Genomic DNA, 18,891 nt, shown 5'->3' with positions numbered 1-18,891 from the left:
GGGGCGCAAAAGGCAAACACCAGTAATCGGTACTCGATTACTTGGAGGCTTTTTACCGCCCGATACTGTGTTGTACTCAGTACCCGCAGGAGGCACTACTTGGTTCCGACACGAAACACATAGCAATTACTCCAGTGATTGGTTAAATCCGGTTGGATTCAGGCGCAAGGATGCCAGAGGGCGTTTCGGGGTACTCAAACCGGCACAGCGTCAGCGACGGACAGCGGCGCCAAGATCTTCACGACGACGGATACCCAGCTTCGCGTAGCTGCGGTACAAATGCCCCTCGACGGTTCGGACCGAAACCATCAGCTTCTCCGCTATTTGGCGGTCGGTGAGGCCCGAAACAGCCAGCGCGACGATGTCTTGCTCTCGGCGGGTCAATGGTACCGAGTGGTCGGAGTCAGTGTGCGGATCGCGGACCACGGAGTCGCCCATGCTCGCTTCGCTCACGTCCCGCATGACGGCCGCCTGGCGGGCTTCGGGGCGTTTGCCTTCCGCGTCGAAAGTCGCAGCCGCTTTGTCGAACGCAGCCGCTGCCGGGCCCGGCATCCCTGCCGCCGACATCAAGTTTCCCGCGTTCACGAAGCCTTGTCCGGCGCCGCTGAGTTGGGCTGCGGCCAACGAATGCCATCCAGCCGCCCAGGCCCCTGTCATCAGGGAGGCGGTTTCTTCGATGGACTCGGTGGCCCTGGCGTCGCCGAGCTCCGTCCTCAAGACGAGGTTTTGCAGGAGCAAGCCCGGCAACGCGTGCAGGCCCCCGGCTTCAGGCAGCTCCCGCAGTTTCTGCAGTCCGGATCCCTTGCTGAGCAGCTCATTGCCGGCCAGTGCGAAAAGCCCGGCGAGGGCCTCAACGTAACTGTTGCCCCTGCCGGGGACCTCTTCGCTTGCCAATCGCTGCGCGAGCTGTGTGTTGCCGGATTTGGCTGCCGCATAGAGCGCCAAGGCGTGCCCGAGGCTCCTGAGCAGCTGGGGGTCCTTCACCCGGAGGGCCTCCACTGCCGGAGTCAGCATTGCCATGGCCTGGTCCGTGCGGCCCTGACGCAACAGGGCCAGGGCCTTTAGTGTCTGGATGTCTCCACCGAAGGTGATCAGCCCCATGGTCGAGCTGGCGGCGTACCGGTCAAGGGCGGCATCGGCTGCACCCCAGTCCCCTGCTTCCAGGGCCGCCAGGGCATAGCGGACCAGGACAAAGTCGGCGAAGTACAGCAGATTCCCGCCATGTTCGTCCAGCAGGACCAGGGCTTCGCGGCCTGCTTCAAGCGCCTGCCCCGGTTGACCTTCAACAGTGAGGAGCTCGCACTGCATGGCCAGCAGGAAGATCCGGTTCATGGCACTGTCGGGTTCATCCGTCCCCAGCTCTTCAGCAAAGGAATCCAGGCCATCGCGCAGTTCGCTGTAGCGGCCCTCATGGGCCAGCGCGGCCAACTCCAACGTCCAGGCGTGCCGTTTGACCTGCATGGCCGCGGCGTCAGAGGGCCCAGACCCATCGGTCAGCGATTTGGCTGCCGTCCGGGCACCGGAGGCGATATCCGATGCCGAATCGCCTCGCGCCGAGCGGGCGGCCGCCCATAGAAGGCCCGCACCTGTCGGTCCCAGCGGATCGGCATCAAGGAACCCGTTGCCCTCCTCCAGCAGGCGCACGGCACTGTTGTAGTCGCCGTCGTTATAGCTGACCATCGCCATCACCGCGCGGGCGCGCGGGCGCAGCGCCTCGGAGCGGACCTTGCCCGCCGCTGCAAGCGCCAACGGGTTCTGGAGGAGCTTGACGGCCAGGAACGCCGCCCGCAGCAGCAGTTGGTCATCGACGTCGGCACCGCAGTCCAGCGCCCAGCTCACCGTCCGGAGCAGACCCTCAGCGGTGGTGGATTCGGAGGCAAGGTGCTGGACCATCCGTTGCCGGATCTGGAGGCTGCGGGCGGGTGAGACGATCTGGCGCAGCGCCTCACTGTACATGGGATGCCACATTTTCAGCGGACTGCCGGCACCGTTCGTGGGGACGACCAACCTGTTGTCCATCAAGGAACGAACGGTGTCCCTGCCCACCTCCGCGTCCAGCAAAGCGGCAGGGACGGGTTCGGACAAAGCTATGACAAACATCGCCTCCCGCTCGGCCTCGCTGGTCCGCAGGACCCTGTTTCTGACAACTTCGGCCAGGTTTTCACCGCTTCCGGAAGGCTCACCTGTCAGGAGCCAGACCCCGTTGCGCCGTACCAGGATCCCGTCGGTCCGTGAGTCGTCAAGCAGGCAACGCAGCAGGAGCGGGTTGCCTTCGGAGAGGGCGTGCAGCACGTCTGCCGCACTTGGCATGACGGTCCCACCCAACGTCTTTTCCACCAGTTCGGTAGATGTGCCCTTGTCCAGGGGATGAAGCTCCAGACGCTCGGCAAGACCGTCGTACCAGAGTTGAAGCAACGCTGACGGCAGACCGGGCCTGGGCCTGCTGGTGGCCACCAGGCGCGCCCACCCGGCGGTGACCAGTTCGGCAAGGATCTGGGTGCTGCCTTCGTCGAGGTCGTGCGCGTCATCGACCACGAGCAAGAGGCGCGCACCTTCGCCGCCGCGCCGCTTCTCGAACTGCGACCAGAATTCGCGGAGGATCGCTACCGGAGATGTGGCCTGCTCCACGGGTAAATCCAGCAAGTAGGGTGCCAGGACTCCAAAGGGCACGGCAGAGAGTGCAGGGCTCCCGTGGATCCGCATCACCACCATTTCCGAGGCCAGGCCGGCTGCAAGCTCGTCAGCAAAGGCAGTCTTGCCAATGCCGGCGTCCGCCACAACAAGTACGGCCCCGGCGCCTTCCTGACGCAATATCTCCAAGGCCAGTTCAAGATCGGTGTCCCGGCCTACAAGGTACTCAGCCTGCATGGGCAGCCTGCACGCAGAATGTGGATGCCGCCCGCCCTAACTCATAGGAGCCCATTAAGCTCGCCCCGAGACGACACACCGAGCTTGGTGAACACTTGGTACAAATGGCCTTCTACAGTCCGCACAGACACCCCAATATCCATCGCGATTTCGCGGTTGCTGACACCCTTTCCCGCGAGTTTAGCAATCTGGCGCTCCCGCTCGGTCAATACCGGCGCGTCGGAGCGCGGCTGGATGGGAAGCGCGGACACGGAATGCTCCAGGCGTTCCAACCTCAGCTGGGCCGTCCGGGCTGTCGTGGTCTCGCCGGCATCCCGGGCAAAGTCCAAAGCCATGGCCACGCAACGCGCCTCCACCACAAGCAGATCAAGGGACGCGGCGGCATCGGCGGCTTCCAACAAGCTGCGGGAACTCTTGTTCAAGGAGCCACGCGCGAGGTCCCCGGAGATCTTGGCCAGCGGTCCCTGGCGGCGGCCGGCAATGTCCTCAAGCAGCCGGTACTCCTCATCAGTGCCTTCCACGGTGGCCCCGAAAAGGCAGATACCCGCCGTCGTGAAGCGCTGCTCCTCGATGTCGTCGTGCACGCGCTCAAGCAACCGCTCCTTCACATCGGGGTCACCCATCCACCTGCCTGCCATCTCGGCGCAGAACACCGCCACCGATTCGGAGAAGTACATTCCCGTTCCCCTGCAGGTCCTGTACAGGTCCAGGTAGCGGCCGGCCTCGACGAAATTGCCAAGCTGGGCGTACGCGAAGGCGGTGGCGGCGTAGGCCACTTTGTTCATGTTCATGGCGGGCCGGAGCTCCAACTGGGCAACGGCGGAGCGCAGGGGTTCGATGGCACTGGCGGGCTTGCCTGCGTAGGCATACGCCAGGCCGACGCCGAGCTCAGTGAGCGCACCCCGGTACTGGAGGCGGGAGGGCCTTGAAGGGGTACGCCTCATCAACTCAATGCACTTGCGCCACTGGCCCGACAACAAAAGAACCAGGAACGCATGCCGCGCGAAAGCTTCCTCCAACTGCGCCGGCCTGTCCGAATCCGCCAAATGCCGCGAGACGCTGCGGGCAAGCTGCTGGGCCTCCATCTCGCGGCCCAGGATGCAGCGGGCCTCAATCAGGAAGAAGGATGAGCGGAGCCAATGCTCACGGTCCTCCGCGAAATCCTTGGCCAGCTCCTTTTCGAGGTCCTCAACCATGGACGCGTACTCGCCCATGAAGGTCTTGTACTCGTAGTTGCACAACTGCAGCCGGTTCCGGGCCTTGGTCATCGTTGTCGAAGGATAGCCGGAGGCCATGGTCTCCAGCCTCTCGAAGGCCTCGGCAAGGACGCCGGGGACCAAGGCTGACCGGCCGTCGATCCAGGTCATGGCCTGGCATTGGGCGGCCGTGACCTCCGCGAACTCCAGCGGATCCAGTCCGGCGATGTGTTCCTCGGATATCTCGTCCAACGCCTGGGCGGCATGCAGCGGCAGGTCAAGCATGAGGTAGGCAGCGGCTTTGAGCCGCTGCCCGCGCACCCATTCGGCGTCCCCGGGGTTCAACGAGACGGTGCATTGGATGGCGAAGTTGGGATCATAGTCGTCGAAGGCAGCCAGTCCGGCGGCAAGAGCCAACGCCGGCGACGGCTGCGGCTCATCCTGGCAGGCGTGCATCCAGGCGGCGTAGCTCAACAGGTCCTGCGGTGCCAGACTGCTGGGTTCAGGCTCTTCGGAACCGTGCAGCATGACCCGGAGTTCCTTCATGCGGCGCGTACTGAGCCAACTGCGGACCACTTCGCCTACATAGGAGTCCCGGAGGCGCACCCAATGCTCTGCCTCCCGCTCCACCGTGAGCAGGCCGGATTCCTCCATCTCCACCAGGACCTGTGTCCCGAAGATGGCTGCGAGTTTTACCAACGTGGCGCGCTGCGCGCATGCCAGGACTTCCACCACCGTCCTGCTGGCCTGCGGTTCGCGCGCCAGTCTGGACCGGACGAAGTCCTCCACCACCGTGGCGCCCTCGAGGGTGATCCGGTCACGGAGGGTCCACACGGAGTCGTTAAGGACCAGGTTGCCCCTGTGGCGCTGCTCCTCCAGGAGCGCATGCAACAGCATGGGGTTTCCCCCAACGGCCGCATGCAGCGAACCCGCCAGGGTTGTTGAGACATAGTGGCCCAGGACTGAGCCCAGCACCTGCTTGGTCTGTTCCTCGCTGAGCGTGTTCAGGTGTACCTCGCCCAGTTCACCGTCCAGGACCATCCGGTGGAAATCTGCCGGAAGATCACTGGCGCGCTGGACTGTAGCCACCACCTTGGCGGTACCCGTGGCCATCAGGTTAAGCAGAACGCCGGTGCTCATGGGATCCATGCCTCCAGCGTTGTCCAGGATGAAGACGGTTTCCCGCCCAGCAGCTTCGGCCCTGATCAGGCTGGTTACGGCATGGAGGATGCCAGTGGGAGAACCGACAGCCTCCGAGGGCAAACGGGCCAACAGGAAACCGAGGCACCCGTAAGGGGTTTGGCCATTCGCTACCGTGTTGCGGAGCTGCAGGCTGTGGACCTTGGGCCCGAGGGACGACACCACGGCCCGTGCCATGCCGGATTTGCCGATCCCCCGCTCACCCGTGAGGATCACTCCATAAGACTCCGGCGAGTCAAGACATTTGACGGCCTTGGACAGATCATGGCTCCGCGCCAGCAGTGACCAGGTCTGGCGGTCACTTGGTCCGCCCACGAGATCGGGAGCCGCAGCCCTCGCTGCGCCTCCACCGCTCCTGTTTAGCAACTCCGCCGACATCTGCATCCTTAGCTAACACAATCGCGATAGTCCCCCACCGCTCATCTGCGTACCATGCACACTACCTTCGGGCGCCGACAGTGTGTAGGCCTAAAGCTGCCCCAAGCCGTCAGTCTTTGATCAGGCTTTACTCAAGGTTTGCTCAAGCTTTTGCGGGGTGGTGCTTCTGTTGGGCCGCGAGCAGGCCTTCGCCAATCAGCAATTCGACGGCGTCTGCGGCTTCGTCCAGGAGGAATGGAAGTTCCTTCTTCTCTGCTGTGGCGAAGTCCCGCAACACAAAATCAGCGGTATCCATTCGTCCCGGGGGCCTTCCCACGCCTACCCGGACCCGCAAATAGTCCTTGGTTGCCAACGCTTTGGAGATGTCGCGGAGGCCGTTGTGGCCACCCTCTCCACCACCGATTTTTAGCTTGACTGTGTTAAAAGGGATGTCGATCTCATCATGGACGGCAATCACATGATCGGCGGCAATGTCGAAGAACTTGCACAGCCCTGCCACGGGACCGCCGGAGACGTTCATGTAGGTCATCGGTTTGGCGAGCACCACGCGCGGGCCACCAAGACCGAGGCGGCCTTCCACTACCTGGGCACGCGTCCTGTGGGCCTTGAATTTCCCACCCATGCGGGAGGCCAGTTCATCCAGCACCATCTGGCCCACATTGTGCCTGTTGTTGCTGTACTCACTGCCAGGGTTGCCGAGGCCGACAATCAGCCAGGTGTCAGTCATGCTCTCATCCTAGGAAACGTTGTGCGACGCAGCGCCGACAGGGGCGCCATGGAAAAGGAAAGTGGCCGGACCCCACGGGACCCGGCCACTTCAAAGGCATCAGCCTCAAGCAGTCAGTGACTACTCTGCAGCTGCTTCCCCGGACTCCTCGGCTTCTTCAGCTGCGGCTTCCTCGGCAACGCGGACAACCAGGGTCTCGGCGTCGGCGAGCAGGGTGGAACCCTTCGGCAGGACGAGGTCCGAAGCGTGGACGTTCTCGCCGGCCTTGCGGCCTTCAATGTCAACCTCGACGGCGGTGGGAACGTGGGTTGCCTCGGCCTCCAGGGAGATGGTGGTGGCTTCGAGGGACGCGACAGCACCCGGAGCAACTTCGCCGGTCACGTGGATGGCAACGTCAACGGTGACCTTCTCGCCGGCCTTGACGGTCTGGAGGTCAACGTGCTCGATGATCTGCTTTACGGGATCGCGCTGGATGTCCTTGACCAGCGTCAGGTGCTGCTCGCCGTCGACGTCGATTGCCAGGAGGGCGTTCGAAACGCGGACAGCCAGCGTGGTGGCCTTGGCGGGCAGGTTGACGTGCAGCGGCTCTGCGCCGTGGCCGTAGATGACAGCCGGGATCTGGCCGGCCATGCGTGCACGGCGGGCGTAGCCCTTGCCGAATTCGGTGCGCAGTTCTGCGGTGAGCTTCTGCTCAGACATGTGTACTCCTTGATTACTGTGGCGCCCAGTGGGTAACCGGGCTGGTCTATCAGCAAGGGCGGAGGTCTGGAGACCTTCGACGCCCGGCTGAGGACGGCCGCGTTGCAGCCATTCCGCCTGTGTTGAAGGAGATGCAGACCCAGTCGATAACGGAGACCCGCAACCCTGTCCACGAAACGCGGACCGGATGTGCTCTCCCTCGCCAAGGTATCCCCAAGAGTCTAGCAGCGCTGCCTGTATTCGGCGAAAACGAGTGCAAAAACGGGCCACCCACGCGCCCGAAGGCGGCGGATGGCCCGTTTCAACTCAGCTCAGATGGAGTCAGGCCTTGCCGTCGAACAGGCTGGTGACCGAACCGTCGTCGAACACTTCGCGGATGGCGCGCGCAATCAAAGGCGCGATCGACAACACGGTGAGCGACGGGAAGCGCTTCTCCGCCGGGATCGGCAGGGTGTTGGTGACAACGACTTCGCGGGCGCCGGAGTCAGCGAGGCGCTGCGCTGCGGGGTCGGAGAAGACAGCGTGGGTGCAGGCGATGATGACGTCCTTGGCACCGGCGTTTTTCAGGACCTGAACCGCGCCGGAGATGGTTCCACCGGTGTCGATCATGTCGTCGATCAGCACGCAGGTACGGCCTTCGACCTGGCCCACAACGGTCTTGGAGACCGCCTGGTTAGGCACCGTGAGGTCGCGGCTTTTGTGCACGAACGCGAGCGGGGCGCCACCCAGGCGTTCGGCCCACTGCTCGGCAACGCGGACACGTCCGGTATCAGGGGAAACCACCGTGATGTTGTCTGCTTCAACCTTGGTGCGGATGTAGTCAGCCAGCAGCGGGATGGCCATCAGGTGGTCGACGGGACCGTCGAAGAAGCCCTGGATCTGCGAGGTGTGCAGGTCGACGGACATGATGCGGTCGGCGCCAGCGGTCTTGTAGAGGTCGGCAACCAGGCGGGCGGAGATGGGCTCTCGGCCGCGGCCCTTCTTGTCCTGGCGGGAGTACGGGTAGAACGGGGAAACGACCGTGATCCTCTTGGCAGAGGCGCGCTTGAGGGAATCGATCATGATCAACTGCTCCATGAGCCAGTTGTTCAGCGGTGCCGGGTGGGCCTGGATGACGAAGGCATCAGTGCCTCGCACGCTCTCGGCCGAACGGACGTAGATCTCACCGTTGGCGAAGTCGTAGGCGTCGATGGGCAGGAGCTCGGTCTCCAGCTCCTTCGCGATTTCCTGCGCCAGCTCCGGATGCGCCCTTCCGGCGGCGAGAATCAGTTTCTTCTCGCCGTGTGCGGTAATTTCGCTCATGCCTGATTGCCTTCTTCTGTGGTTGCCGGGGATTGTGGGGACGTGGAGGTGGAGGTCAGCCCTTGCGCTGCCTCGGCCAGCTTGGCGGAGCCGCTGCCCGGACGGTTGGCGATGACCCAACCTTCGGCGTTGCGCTGGGCCGCGAGGCTGACGGCAAGGGCTCCGGCGGGAACGTCCTTGCGGATTACCGCCCCGGCGCCGCTGTAGGCGCCGTCGCCGACGGTGACGGGCGCCACGAAGACCGTGTTCGAACCTGTGCGGACGCCCGAGCCGATCACCGTGCGGTGCTTCTTCTCGCCGTCGTAATTTGCAGTGATGTTGCCGCAACCGATGTTGGTGTCTTCGCCGATTTCGGCGTCACCGGCGTAGCCCAGGTGGGAAAGCTTCGAGCCCCGGCCGATGGTCACATTCTTGGTCTCGTAGAACGCGCCGATCTTGCCCGTCTCCCCCAGGACCGTGCCAGGGCGGAGATAGGTGAACGGACCTACGGTCGCCTTCGCACCGATCGTTGAACCGGATCCGTGGGTGCGGATCACCTTCGCGCCTTCGCCGACGTTTACGTCGGTGAGGGTCGTGTCAGGTCCGACGACGGCGTCGCGCGCCACCGTGGTGGAGCCGTGCAGTTGCGTATTCGGCAGGAGGCGGACGTCCTCATCGAGGGTGACGGTGGAATCGATCCAGGTGGTGGCGGGATCCACCACAGTCACGCCGGCGCGCATCCAGGCCTCAATGATGCGGCGGTTGTGCTCGGCGCCCAGCGCCGAAAGCTGGATGCGGTCGTTGGCGCCCTCAACCTGCCAGCGGTCTTCTGTCACAACGGCGGCAACCCGGCCTCCGGCATCGCGGGCCAATCCGAGGACATCGGTGAGGTACATCTCGCCCTGCGCGTTGTCGGTAGTAACGCTTCCGAGTGCCTTGCGCAGGACAGCGGCGTCGAAGGCGTAGATACCGGAATTGACTTCGCGGATGCTGCGCTCGGCCTCGCTTGCGTCCTTGTGTTCGCGGATGCCGGTCACAGTGCCGTCTTCGGCGCGGAGGATACGGCCGTAGCCGGTGGCATCGTCGAGGACCGCGGTCAGGACTGTGACGGCGTTGGCTTCGGACTCGTGGGTCGCGACCAGTTCTGCCAGCAACTCACCGGTCAGGAGGGGAACATCGCCGTACGTGACCACGACTGTGCCGGTCAGGGTGGCTTCGGCGTCGAGCGCGTTAAGAGCCACTTCCACCGCGCGTCCGGTGCCGGGGATCTCGTCCTGGTCGACGATCAGGGCTTCGGGGTCCATTGCCGAAACATGCTCGGCCACCCGGTCGCGCTCGTGGCGCACAACCAGCGCGAGCTTTGCGGGGTTGATGGCGCGGGCTGCGAGCAGAGCGTGGCCAACCATTGAACGGCCGCCGATTTCGTGGAGGATCTTGGGAGTGCGCGACTTCATGCGCGTTCCGGCGCCTGCGGCCAAGACGATCACCGCTGCGGGACCGTTGGTTTCGGGGCTCACGTACTGGCTCTCCTTGCTCTGTATGTCCCGGGTAACCCGGCTTCGGATTGCTGCCATCCATCAATGGACCCAGGCACCGTTAGAGCCGTCACAGGTACAGAGAAGGAGCGCGTTTTCCGACCGTTCCGCCCATAGGATTCGAACCTATACTCCACGGCTCCAAAGGCCGGGGTGCTGCCGTTACACCAGAGCGGACCGTGCATGGCTCTCCTTCGGACCAGCGGCCCGGAGGATCTCCCGGGGCACCGGGTTCCACACACAAGAAACTAGTTTGCCATGACCATTGCGTGCTTCGCGACTTGGCTCCCCGGCGAACGCTTCGCGACGCACCATCGCAAGCTGCCTTCACCCGCTCGACATGGCATCTGCGGCATGATGGTCAGGTGAGCAAGCGCACTGAACTTTCCCGGCCCGAGGGCACGTCCGCCCCATTGGACCACGCTTCCAACGGCCAGCCGGCACGGGTCAGAATGACCGGCCAGCAGCGAAAGTCACAGTTGATCGGCATCGGACGGGCACTGTTCTCAGCACGCGGCCTTGATGGCACCACCATCGAGGAAATCGCGGCATCGGCCGGTGTATCCAAGCCGGTGATCTATGAACACTTCGGCTCCAAGGAAGGCCTGTACCGGCAGGTCGTGGAGACCGAGTTCCGGATCCTGCTGGACTCCATCACCGAGGCCCTCAGCACCGAAGCCAAGCCCCGCGTTCTGGTGGAGCGCGCGGCCCTGGCCCTGCTTGGCTACATCGAGGACCGCACTGACGGCTTCCGGATCCTCATGCGTGACGCCCCGCCTTCGCAGCCCGAAGGCGCGTTCTCCACCCTGCTTTCCCACGTCACCGCCCGCGTGGAGCACCTGCTCTCGGACGAGTTCGCGCGGCGCGGTTTCAGCGCGGCCGACGGTGCCATGTACGCCCAGATGCTGGTCGGAATGGTTGCCATGACCGGCCAGTGGTGGCTCGACAGCCGCGAGCCCGACAAGCGCGCTGTAGCTGCACACTTGGTCAACCTAGCCTGGAACGGACTGACCGGCCTGCAGAAGGAACCGGAGCTGCGTTCGGAGGGCTGACCCTCACTCACAACCCAGACCCTTCACCCCAACCCTCACTCACAACCCACACCCTGGAGCGGGTGCGGTCCAAGGGCATGAGTAGGATGTGCGCATGACAGCACCCCAGCTCTACCTCAGCTTTCCTGGCACGGCGCGCGAGGCCCTCAGCTTTTACGCGGACGTCTTTGGAGGCGAACTATCGTTGCACTCCTACGCGGATTTCGGGCGCGACGACGGGCCTTCGGATGCCGTCGCACACGGCGTTCTCGACGGCGTCGTGGCGTTGATGGGTTCCGACGCCGCCAACGGGGAAAAGTCGGTCCATATGGAAGGGGCCATGCTCTCCCTCCTCGGCGCCGCGGAACCTCCGCTCCTGCACGAGTGGTTCGACAAGCTCGCCGACGGCGGCCGGATCGTTGACCTGTTGGCGCCCAAACCGTGGGGCGCATCGGACGGACAGGTCATCGACCGATACGGCCTGCATTGGCTGATCGGCTACGAACGCGGGGCGTAAACCCGGGGGACGTGAGCGAGCATCCACACCAACCCCGGGGGATGTGAGCGAGCGTTGGGACTACTCGCCCAGGACCTCTGCGGCCTCAAGCCACTCCAGTTCGAGACCCTCTTTCTCGTCGAGCAACTCACGAAGCTTGACGTTGAGCTCACCCAGGGCGTCGAAATCACCGGACTCGGACTTCGCTGCCATCTGCGCGTGGAGCTTCTCCTCCTGCTGCGCCAGCTTCCCGAGTTGCCGGTCGATCCTGTTGAGGTCCTTCCGGGCTTCGCGCTTCTCTGCTTCGCTGGCCCCGGATTGCGCCGCGGCGCCGCTGCTTGCGGATCCGCTGGCTGCCGTCGGAGCCGTGGAGCCGCCGAGGACTTGTCCGGAGGCCAGTGCTGCCTCGCGCAGCTCAAGATACTGATCCACGCCGCCCGGGAGTCCGCGGAGCTTCCCGTCGCCCAACAACGCCATCTGGTTGTCGGTAACCCGCTCCAGGAGGTACCGGTCGTGGCTGACCACAACCAGGGTCCCGGGCCAGCCGTCCAGGACATCCTCGACGGCGGCAAGGGTGTCGGTGTCGAGGTCGTTGGTCGGCTCGTCGAGCATGAGGACATTCGGCTCCCCCACCAGCAGGCGAAGCAGCTGGAGCCGTCGTCGTTCGCCACCGGAGAGGTCCGGGACCGGCGTCCACTGCTTCTCCTTGGTGAAACCGAGTTGCTCAACCAGCTGGCCGGCCGTGAATTCCTTGCCGCCAACACTGAAGGACCGTTTCTCGCGCTCAATCACTTCGATGACCCGAAGGTCCGAAACTTCGTCGAGCTCCTTCACGTCCTGCGTCAGGACAGCAGTAACCACCGTCTTGCCGCGCTTGACCTTGCCCGACGTCGGTTGGATCTCCCCGTTGAGCAGTTTGAGCAGGGTAGACTTGCCTGCGCCGTTGACGCCAACCAGTCCGAGGCGCTCCCCCGGCGCCAGGCGCAGGGTGATGTTGTCGAAGAGCTTTTGCCTCGACTCACCGCCCTGGAAATCCAGGGTCACATTTTCAAGGTCCAGAACGTCCTTGCCCAAACGTGCGGTCGCCATCTTGCTCAGGGCCACCGAATCCCGCGGCTCGGGTACGTCCGCAATGAGGTCGTTGGCAGCTTCGATACGGAATTTCGGCTTTGCCGTTCGGGCGGGCGCGCCGCGCCGCAGCCAGGCAAGTTCCTTCTTGACGAGCTGCTGGCGCTTGTTTTCGACGACGGCGGCCATGCGGTCACGCTCGGCACGGGCCAGGACGTAGGCGGCGTAACCGCCGTCGAACATGTCCACCATGGCGTCGTGGACTTCCCAGGTGTAGTTGCAGACTTCATCAAGGAACCAGCGGTCGTGGGTGACCACCAGGAAGGCGCCTTGGTTGGCCCGCCAGCGCGACTTGAGGTGGCGCGCCAGCCAGGCCACGCCTTCGACGTCGAGGTGGTTGGTGGGCTCGTCCAGCATGATGACGTCGTGGTCTTCGATGAGGAGCTTCGCCAGGGCCACCCGCCGCTTTTGCCCGCCCGACAACGAGTGCACGTTGGCGTGCCAGTCGACATCGCCCACCAGTCCGCCCATGACCTCGCGGATCTTGGGATTGGCGGCCCATTCGTGGTCCGCGCGGTCCCCGACGATGGCGGCACCGACGGTGAGGTCGCCGTCGAGTACGTCCGCCTGGTCGAGGTAGCCCACGGTGACGTCACCGCGTTTGGTGACCCGGCCTGAATCCGGGGTTGAGCGCATGGCAAGCAGCCGCATGAGGGTGGATTTTCCGTCGCCGTTGCGGCCCACCATGCCGATCCGGTCGCCATCCTCCAAACCGAGGGTGACGCCGTCGAGGACAGTGCGGGTCGCGAACGAAACGGTGAGGTTTTCGCCGCCGAGCAGGTGGGCCAATGGGTACTACTTTCTACTGCTGGAATGCGGAGGTACAGGGTAACAACAGGGGTATTAGAGGAGCGTATCGGAGATGATCCGCGCCCCGGGAACGGGTCCGTGGACCGCGACGGCGGTGTGGCCGCGATGGGTCAGCTCCTCGGCGAGGACGCTGGCTGAGACGGAGTCCCGCGCGAGCAGCGCGATCGTGGGCCCTGAGCCTGAGACCATGCCGGCCAGGGCACCGCGTGCTTCGCCCAAACCGATAGTGTCCCTAAGTTGTGGGGCCAGGGTGATCGAAGCCCTTTGGAGGTCATTGATGAGGACGCGGCTGAGGGTCTCGGGATCCCCGTTGCGCAGGGCCTGGAGGATCGTCGGATCCACGTCCACCGGCTCGGGAATATCCACGCCTTCGGAGTCCCGGAGCCCGTCCAGGGTGCGGAACACGTCCGGGGTGGACAATCCGTAGTCAGCGAACACCAGTACCCAGTCCATCTGCGCCTTAGCCAGGGCGGGCGAGAGTTTGTCGCCGACGCCAAGTCCGACGGCGGTGCCTCCCAGGAGCGAGAACGGCACGTCCGCTCCCAGCTCGGCCGCCAGGTGCGCGAGTTCCTCGCGCGAGAGCCCGCTGTCCCACAACGCGTCGCACGCGAGCAGTGTTGCAGCAGCATCGGCCGAACCGCCACCCATGCCGCCGGCGACAGGAACCCGTTTGGTGATCTCCAGGTGCACGCCCGTGGGTTTTTCGGAGACCTCGGCCATGATCGCCGCAGCTTTGTACGCGAGGTTCCGTTCGTCCAGCGGGATGTCCACACCGTCCAGGTCCAGCGTGCTGTCCGGGCTGATGCTGACGGTGATTCCCGGCGTTTCGGTGCTGGTGGCAGCTACTTCCTCGTACAAGGAAACTGCCAGGTAGACACTGGCCACGGAGTGGTAGCCGTCGGCCCGCAGCGGTCCAACGCTCAAGGACACGTTGACCTTGCCGGGGGCTTTGACGCGCACCGTCCGGGCATGGAACCGGTCCCCCGCGAAGGGCAGGATGCCGGGCTTTCGGGTTCCCGGATTCATGCGCCCACGGGGTGGCGGGCTTCGGCGATCCTGACATAGGCGGAGATGTCCAGGACCTCGCCGCGTGCAGTGGGGTCGACGCCGGCAGCCACAAGGCAACGTTCAGCCTCGGCGGCACTTCCTGCCCACCCCGCCAGGGCCGCACGCAGGGTCTTCCTGCGCTGGGCGAAGGCGGCATCAATGACCGCAAAGACCTGTTCGCGGGTGGCGTGCGTTGCGGGCGGTTCGTGCCGGGTGAAGGCGACGAGTCCGGAATGGATTTTCGGTGCCGGCCAGAACACGTTCATACCGATGACACCGGCCTTGCGCATGTGCCCGTACCAAGCCGCCTTGACCGACGGAACGCCGTAGATCTTGGACCCCGGGGTGGCCGCGAGCCTGTCTGCGACCTCATCCTGGACCATGACAAGTCCATGCTGGAGGCTTGTGAAATGCTGCAGGAGATGCAGGACCACGGGCACGGCCACGTTGTACGGAAGGTTTGCCACCAACGCTGTGGGCGCAACCGGAAGTTCGGTTACCTTCATGGCGTCGGAGAGCACCAGGTGGAAGTTGTCCTGGGCTTCGGGCCGCCAGGCGCGGACCGTCTCGGGCAGCTTTTCAGCCAGAACGGGGTCGATCTCCACCGCCACAACAGTCTTTGCGGCATCCAGGAGTCCCAGTGTCAGGGAACCCAGCCCGGGTCCTACCTCAAGGACCGTCTCGCCGGCGTCAATGCCCGCCGCCGAGACGATCCTCCGGATGGTGTTGCCATCGATCACAAAGTTCTGCCCCAGTGTTTTGGTGGGGCGTACACCGATTTCTTCGGCGAGCCGTCGGATGTCTGTGGCGCCCAGCAAAGGCGCGACGGCGGCGGGTTCGGAATTCGGTTCAGTCACCTAGGTATCGTATCGCCTGTCCGGGGTCACGCTGCGTGGGCGCAGCCCCAGTCGCTGAGTCCGTTCTTGGCGTACAGGCGGTTGGCGATTTCGATCTGCTGGGCCTTGGTGGCGAGGTTGGCCGTGGGAGCATAGGCGCCACCGCCGTTGGCAAGCCAGGTGGGACCGGAGAACTGGAGACCACCGTAGTAGCCGTTGCCGGTGTTGATGGCCCAGTTTCCGCCGGACTCGCACTGGGCGATCCTGTCCCACATGGCTTCGTTGGGGGCACCGGTGGGTCCGCTGGCCACGGGGGCTGCAGCAGCAGCGGCTGCCGGAGCTGCGGCGGGACGGGCCTTGGTGCCGACGGCGATCTTTTCGGCGACGGGCGGGGTGGCTACGTTGCTGGAGACCAGCGTGCGGGACGCTTCGCGGCCATCGACGAGAACCAGCTTGAACGTCTTTACCAGGGAACCGGCGACGCCTGCCTGCGTTACCTTTTCTTCGCCCTTGAAAAGATCGGCGCTTTCAGTTTTGACGCTGTCGAAGGGCACTTCTTCAGTGGCCTCTGCGGTCTTGCTGGTGTCTACTCGGGAAACCTTGATCACCATGTCCTGGATGACCGGGGCGTTACCCGGCTGGGACAGGCGGTCGTTGGCGCCGACGGTGATGCCGGCGTCCTTCAACACGCTGGCGACGTCGGCCGCCGTCGTGGTGGTGCTGGTGCTCTTGCCGTCAGCTACCACGCTGATGGTCTTGGGGGTCGAGATCGAGACGAAGGACCCCGTGACTTCCAGGGCGGCTTCCTTCGGCTGGGAGACCTGCGAGGAACTTGCCACGCCCAGTTCACTGACCAGTCCGGCGACGTCGGAGGCGGTGGTGTTGACCGTCTTGCGGGCACCGTCCAACTCGATGGACACGGCTTTTGCGAGGTTGATGTTCACCACGGAGCCATTGTCTACCCGTGCGTCCAGTGCCGGCGACACGCGGTCTGCGTCCTTCAACTCGACCTTGGCTGCCCTGACTACTTCGTCAACAGTGCCGCCGAAGGTCTGGATGGAGCTCACTTTTCCGTCAACGTTGAGGGTGACTGTCTTGTTGTTGCCGACGAAGGCAACCACACCGACCACCAGCGCTGTAACTACCAGCAACTGGGCACCGACTTTAAGGAAGCTGAACTTGCCATCCGTAGTGAAGAACTTGATCACGATTGCCCATAACTCTCAGACCATCCGGGCACGGGGAAAAGCACAGAAATAATGCCAGCCGCAAAACCGAGGGGCCAGGCAAAACTGCCTGGTCCCGCTCTTGCTGCCGGCATCTGCGCCGCCAAAACCATTCAACTGATGGGCCCGGAATCAACCGGGCCAGTTGTCCGAAGGCCTTCCCCGACCCCGGCTACTTGTTTAACACAGTAACCGATCTGTTATAAACGGGCCAAGACTTCTGCATACCCGGTATCCACAAGCGGGTCGCTTCTGCAGGACAAAAAGGCCCGATCAGGCCCAGGAACCGTAGGCTTCCAGCGTGTTTTCGGCCAAGCGCGAACAGAGCTCCGCCAAGTCATTTTCTGTCACTTCCGCCATGGAGCGGACGGTGTAAGGAACCATGTAGCTCGCGTTGGGGCGTCCTCGATATGGGTGTGGGGTGAGGAACGGGGAGTCGGTCTCCACCAGGATCCGGCTCGGTTCGGCGATGGCCAAAGCTGAGCGCAGGTTTCCGGCATTCTTGAACGTCATGGTACCCGCGAACGACATGTACCAGCCGTTGTCGTTGCAGATCCGGGCCAGTTCCTCATCACCGGAGAAGCAGTGGAACACCACACGTTCCGGGGCTCCTTCTTCCCGGAGTACCTGGACCACGTCGTCGTGGGCATCGCGGTCGTGGATCTGCAAGGTCAGCCCCAGCCGCTTGGCGATGTCGATGTGTCGCCGGAATGAGTAGCGCTGATGGGTCAGCCCTTCCCCGTGGGTGCGGAAAAAATCCAGGCCCGTCTCACCGATCGCGCGGACCCGGGGGTGGGCTGCGAGGTCCTCGATCTCCGAGAGCGCCGACTCCAACTCACCACGGCCCGCGTACACGGGCGCATCGTTGGGGTGGATTGCCACAGCCCCCAGCAGGCGGGGGTCCGCCTCGACGGCCTGGACGGTGAAACGCGAGGACTCCAGGTCGCAACCAACCTGGACGGCTCCTTGCACGCCCACGGCCTCGGCCGAGTCCATCGCGTCCCGGACCGACACCTCAAGCAGACCCTGCCTGAAGTCCAAGTGCGTGTGGTTGTCCATCACCGGCACCGGCAAGGGCTCCGGGGCGGGCGGGTACTCCCGCCGGGGATCCGGCTTTTCTTCGGCGTCCTGTGACGCACGGTACGGGACGGGAGCAAGGGAATCGCACATGCTCCCACCTTAATCGGACTGCGGTCCCCCTGTTGCGCCCGATAAATTCCAGTTGGCACATAAATTCCGGAAGCACTATGTCAGGGACGGCCAAAGTCTGGGTAGTCTGGAACGGACAAGCGGCCAGCACCGGCGGTGCCGCGGCCAAGGCTGAAGGGCAATCCATGGAGTCCAAGCGACAAGTCACCGTTGAATCTTCGCCCCTCCAGGACGGGGCGTACAGTTCGCTGCCCCGGGACAGCCGGGAAGGCGCAGGATTGAACGGGCACCGGCCGCAGGTCATGGATAAGGACAGGTTCCACGATGCCAGCGAGCGCATCCTGGGTTCGATCAACAAAGTCATTGACGGAAAAGCCGATGCAGCCAAGCTGGCGCTGACGGTCCTGCTGGCGCAGGGCCATTTGTTGCTGGAGGATGTGCCGGGGGTCGGGAAGACCCTGCTGGCCAAGACGCTGGCCCGGACTGTGGACTGCACGGTGTCCCGCATCCAGTTCACCCCCGACCTTCTGCCTTCGGATGTCACGGGCGTTTCGATCTACAACCAGTCATCCAGGCAGTTTGAATTCCGTCCGGGAGCCGTATTTGCGAACATCGTCATCGGCGATGAAATCAACCGCGCGTCGGCCAAAACCCAGTCTGCCCTGCTGGAATGCATGGAAGAGCACCAGGTGACTGTAGATGGCCATTCCTATCAGCTGGGCTCCCCGTTCATGGTGGTGGCCACTCAGAATCCGATCGAGATGGAGGGCACCTACCCGCTGCCTGAGGCCCAGCGCGACCGCTTCATGGCCAGGATCTCGATGGGCTATCCGGACAAGGACGCTGAAATCGAGATGCTCGAGACCCATCAGGCTGCCTCTCCCCTGGTCAAGGTGACACCGGTGGTCACGGCCGGTGATGTCGCCGCCATGATTGCTACGGTCCAGCAGGTCCACGTGTCCACCGCCATCAAGGAATACACGGTGGCCATCGGGAGGGCCACCCGCGACAGCGCCCGCCTTCGTCTCGGCGCCAGTCCCCGGTCGCTCCTGCAACTGTTGCGTGCTGCAAAGGCCACAGCTGCCTTGGATGGCCGCGATTTTGTCCTTCCGGATGACGTGGTGGATGTTGCGGAGTCCGTGCTCGCCCACCGGATCATCCTGGACCGGAAGGCGGCCAGTTCCGGCGACACTCCCCAAACCGTCCTGCGCGGAATCCTGGCATCCCTTCCGGTTGCCCAGGAACCGCCGGGCGCGTGGCGCAGGGACCGCCACGCCGTTTAGG

Annotated in this window: 14 protein-coding genes and 1 tRNA gene; 3 read left to right on the top strand and 12 right to left on the bottom strand. The window is 64.1% G+C overall.

The window, feature by feature from the left end; translation table 11 throughout:
• Positions 1-210 precede the first annotated feature (210 nt).
• The 7 genes from N5P29_RS06795 to N5P29_RS06765 form a co-directional block, all read right to left on the bottom strand.
• Complete coding sequence (locus tag N5P29_RS06795; protein ID WP_262277859.1) at positions 211-2,868, bottom strand: AAA family ATPase; 2,658 nt, start codon at positions 2,866-2,868, stop codon at positions 211-213.
• A 41-nt stretch (positions 2,869-2,909) separates the two neighbouring features.
• Positions 2,910-5,642 carry a helix-turn-helix transcriptional regulator gene (locus N5P29_RS06790; protein WP_262277858.1) on the bottom strand — a complete coding sequence of 911 codons (2,733 nt, stop codon included), beginning with the start codon at positions 5,640-5,642 and terminating at the stop codon, positions 2,910-2,912.
• A 142-nt stretch (positions 5,643-5,784) separates the two neighbouring features.
• Positions 5,785-6,369, bottom strand: a complete 585-nt coding sequence (gene pth / locus N5P29_RS06785; RefSeq protein WP_262277857.1) for an aminoacyl-tRNA hydrolase — start codon at positions 6,367-6,369, stop codon at positions 5,785-5,787.
• A gap of 120 nt (positions 6,370-6,489) precedes the next feature.
• A complete protein-coding gene (locus tag N5P29_RS06780; protein WP_262277856.1) occupies positions 6,490-7,068 on the bottom strand; it encodes a 50S ribosomal protein L25/general stress protein Ctc in 579 nt (192 codons plus the stop codon).
• A gap of 321 nt (positions 7,069-7,389) precedes the next feature.
• A complete protein-coding gene (locus tag N5P29_RS06775; protein ID WP_011774071.1) occupies positions 7,390-8,370 on the bottom strand; it encodes a ribose-phosphate diphosphokinase in 981 nt (326 codons plus the stop codon).
• Complete coding sequence (glmU, locus tag N5P29_RS06770; RefSeq protein WP_262277855.1) at positions 8,367-9,866, bottom strand: bifunctional UDP-N-acetylglucosamine diphosphorylase/glucosamine-1-phosphate N-acetyltransferase GlmU; 1,500 nt, start codon at positions 9,864-9,866, stop codon at positions 8,367-8,369. The genes N5P29_RS06775 and glmU overlap by 4 nt, the downstream gene beginning before the upstream one ends.
• Before the next feature lie 123 nt (positions 9,867-9,989).
• Positions 9,990-10,061 (bottom strand) — tRNA-Gln (locus N5P29_RS06765).
• A gap of 275 nt (positions 10,062-10,336) precedes the next feature.
• Between N5P29_RS06765 and N5P29_RS06760 the strand changes: the two genes are divergently transcribed.
• Both N5P29_RS06760 and N5P29_RS06755 read left to right on the top strand, forming a co-directional pair.
• Entirely contained in the window at positions 10,337-10,936 is a 600-nt protein-coding gene (locus N5P29_RS06760; protein WP_144662034.1) for a TetR/AcrR family transcriptional regulator, read from the top strand.
• Positions 10,937-11,030: 94 nt separating this feature from the next.
• Positions 11,031-11,432, top strand: coding sequence for a VOC family protein (locus N5P29_RS06755; RefSeq protein WP_262277854.1), 402 nt, complete (start codon positions 11,031-11,033; stop codon positions 11,430-11,432).
• Positions 11,433-11,492: 60 nt separating this feature from the next.
• Here the strand turns inward: N5P29_RS06755 and N5P29_RS06750 are convergent, their stop codons facing one another.
• The 5 genes from N5P29_RS06750 to N5P29_RS06730 all read right to left on the bottom strand — a co-directional run bounded on the left by N5P29_RS06750 (position 11,493) and on the right by N5P29_RS06730 (position 17,628).
• Positions 11,493-13,328 (bottom strand): ABC-F family ATP-binding cassette domain-containing protein, encoded by a 1,836-nt coding sequence (locus N5P29_RS06750; protein ID WP_262277853.1) that lies wholly within the window; start codon positions 13,326-13,328, stop codon positions 11,493-11,495.
• Positions 13,329-13,382: 54 nt separating this feature from the next.
• Complete coding sequence (locus tag N5P29_RS06745) at positions 13,383-14,375, bottom strand: 4-(cytidine 5'-diphospho)-2-C-methyl-D-erythritol kinase (RefSeq protein WP_262277852.1); 993 nt, start codon at positions 14,373-14,375, stop codon at positions 13,383-13,385.
• Entirely contained in the window at positions 14,372-15,253 is an 882-nt protein-coding gene (gene rsmA, locus N5P29_RS06740; RefSeq protein WP_262277851.1) for a 16S rRNA (adenine(1518)-N(6)/adenine(1519)-N(6))-dimethyltransferase RsmA, read from the bottom strand. Before rsmA ends, N5P29_RS06745 begins: the two co-directional genes overlap by 4 nt.
• Before the next feature lie 26 nt (positions 15,254-15,279).
• Entirely contained in the window at positions 15,280-16,440 is a 1,161-nt protein-coding gene (locus tag N5P29_RS06735) for a resuscitation-promoting factor (RefSeq protein ID WP_262277850.1), read from the bottom strand.
• Between the two features lie 291 nt (positions 16,441-16,731).
• On the bottom strand, positions 16,732-17,628 hold the full coding sequence (locus tag N5P29_RS06730; protein ID WP_262277849.1) for a TatD family hydrolase: 897 nt from the start codon (positions 17,626-17,628) through the stop codon (positions 16,732-16,734).
• 164 nt (positions 17,629-17,792) lie between these two features.
• Between N5P29_RS06730 and N5P29_RS06725 the strand changes: the two genes are divergently transcribed.
• The gene (locus N5P29_RS06725; RefSeq protein WP_262278525.1) at positions 17,793-18,890 is read left to right on the top strand and encodes an AAA family ATPase; all 1,098 of its coding nucleotides are present in this window, start codon (positions 17,793-17,795) and stop codon (positions 18,888-18,890) included.
• The last annotated feature ends 1 nt before the right edge of the window (position 18,891 follow it).

It is taken from the genome of Paenarthrobacter sp. JL.01a, assembly GCF_025452095.1.
Classification (GTDB): domain Bacteria; phylum Actinomycetota; class Actinomycetes; order Actinomycetales; family Micrococcaceae; genus Arthrobacter.
This window is presented reverse-complemented; position numbering and strand designations above follow the sequence as displayed.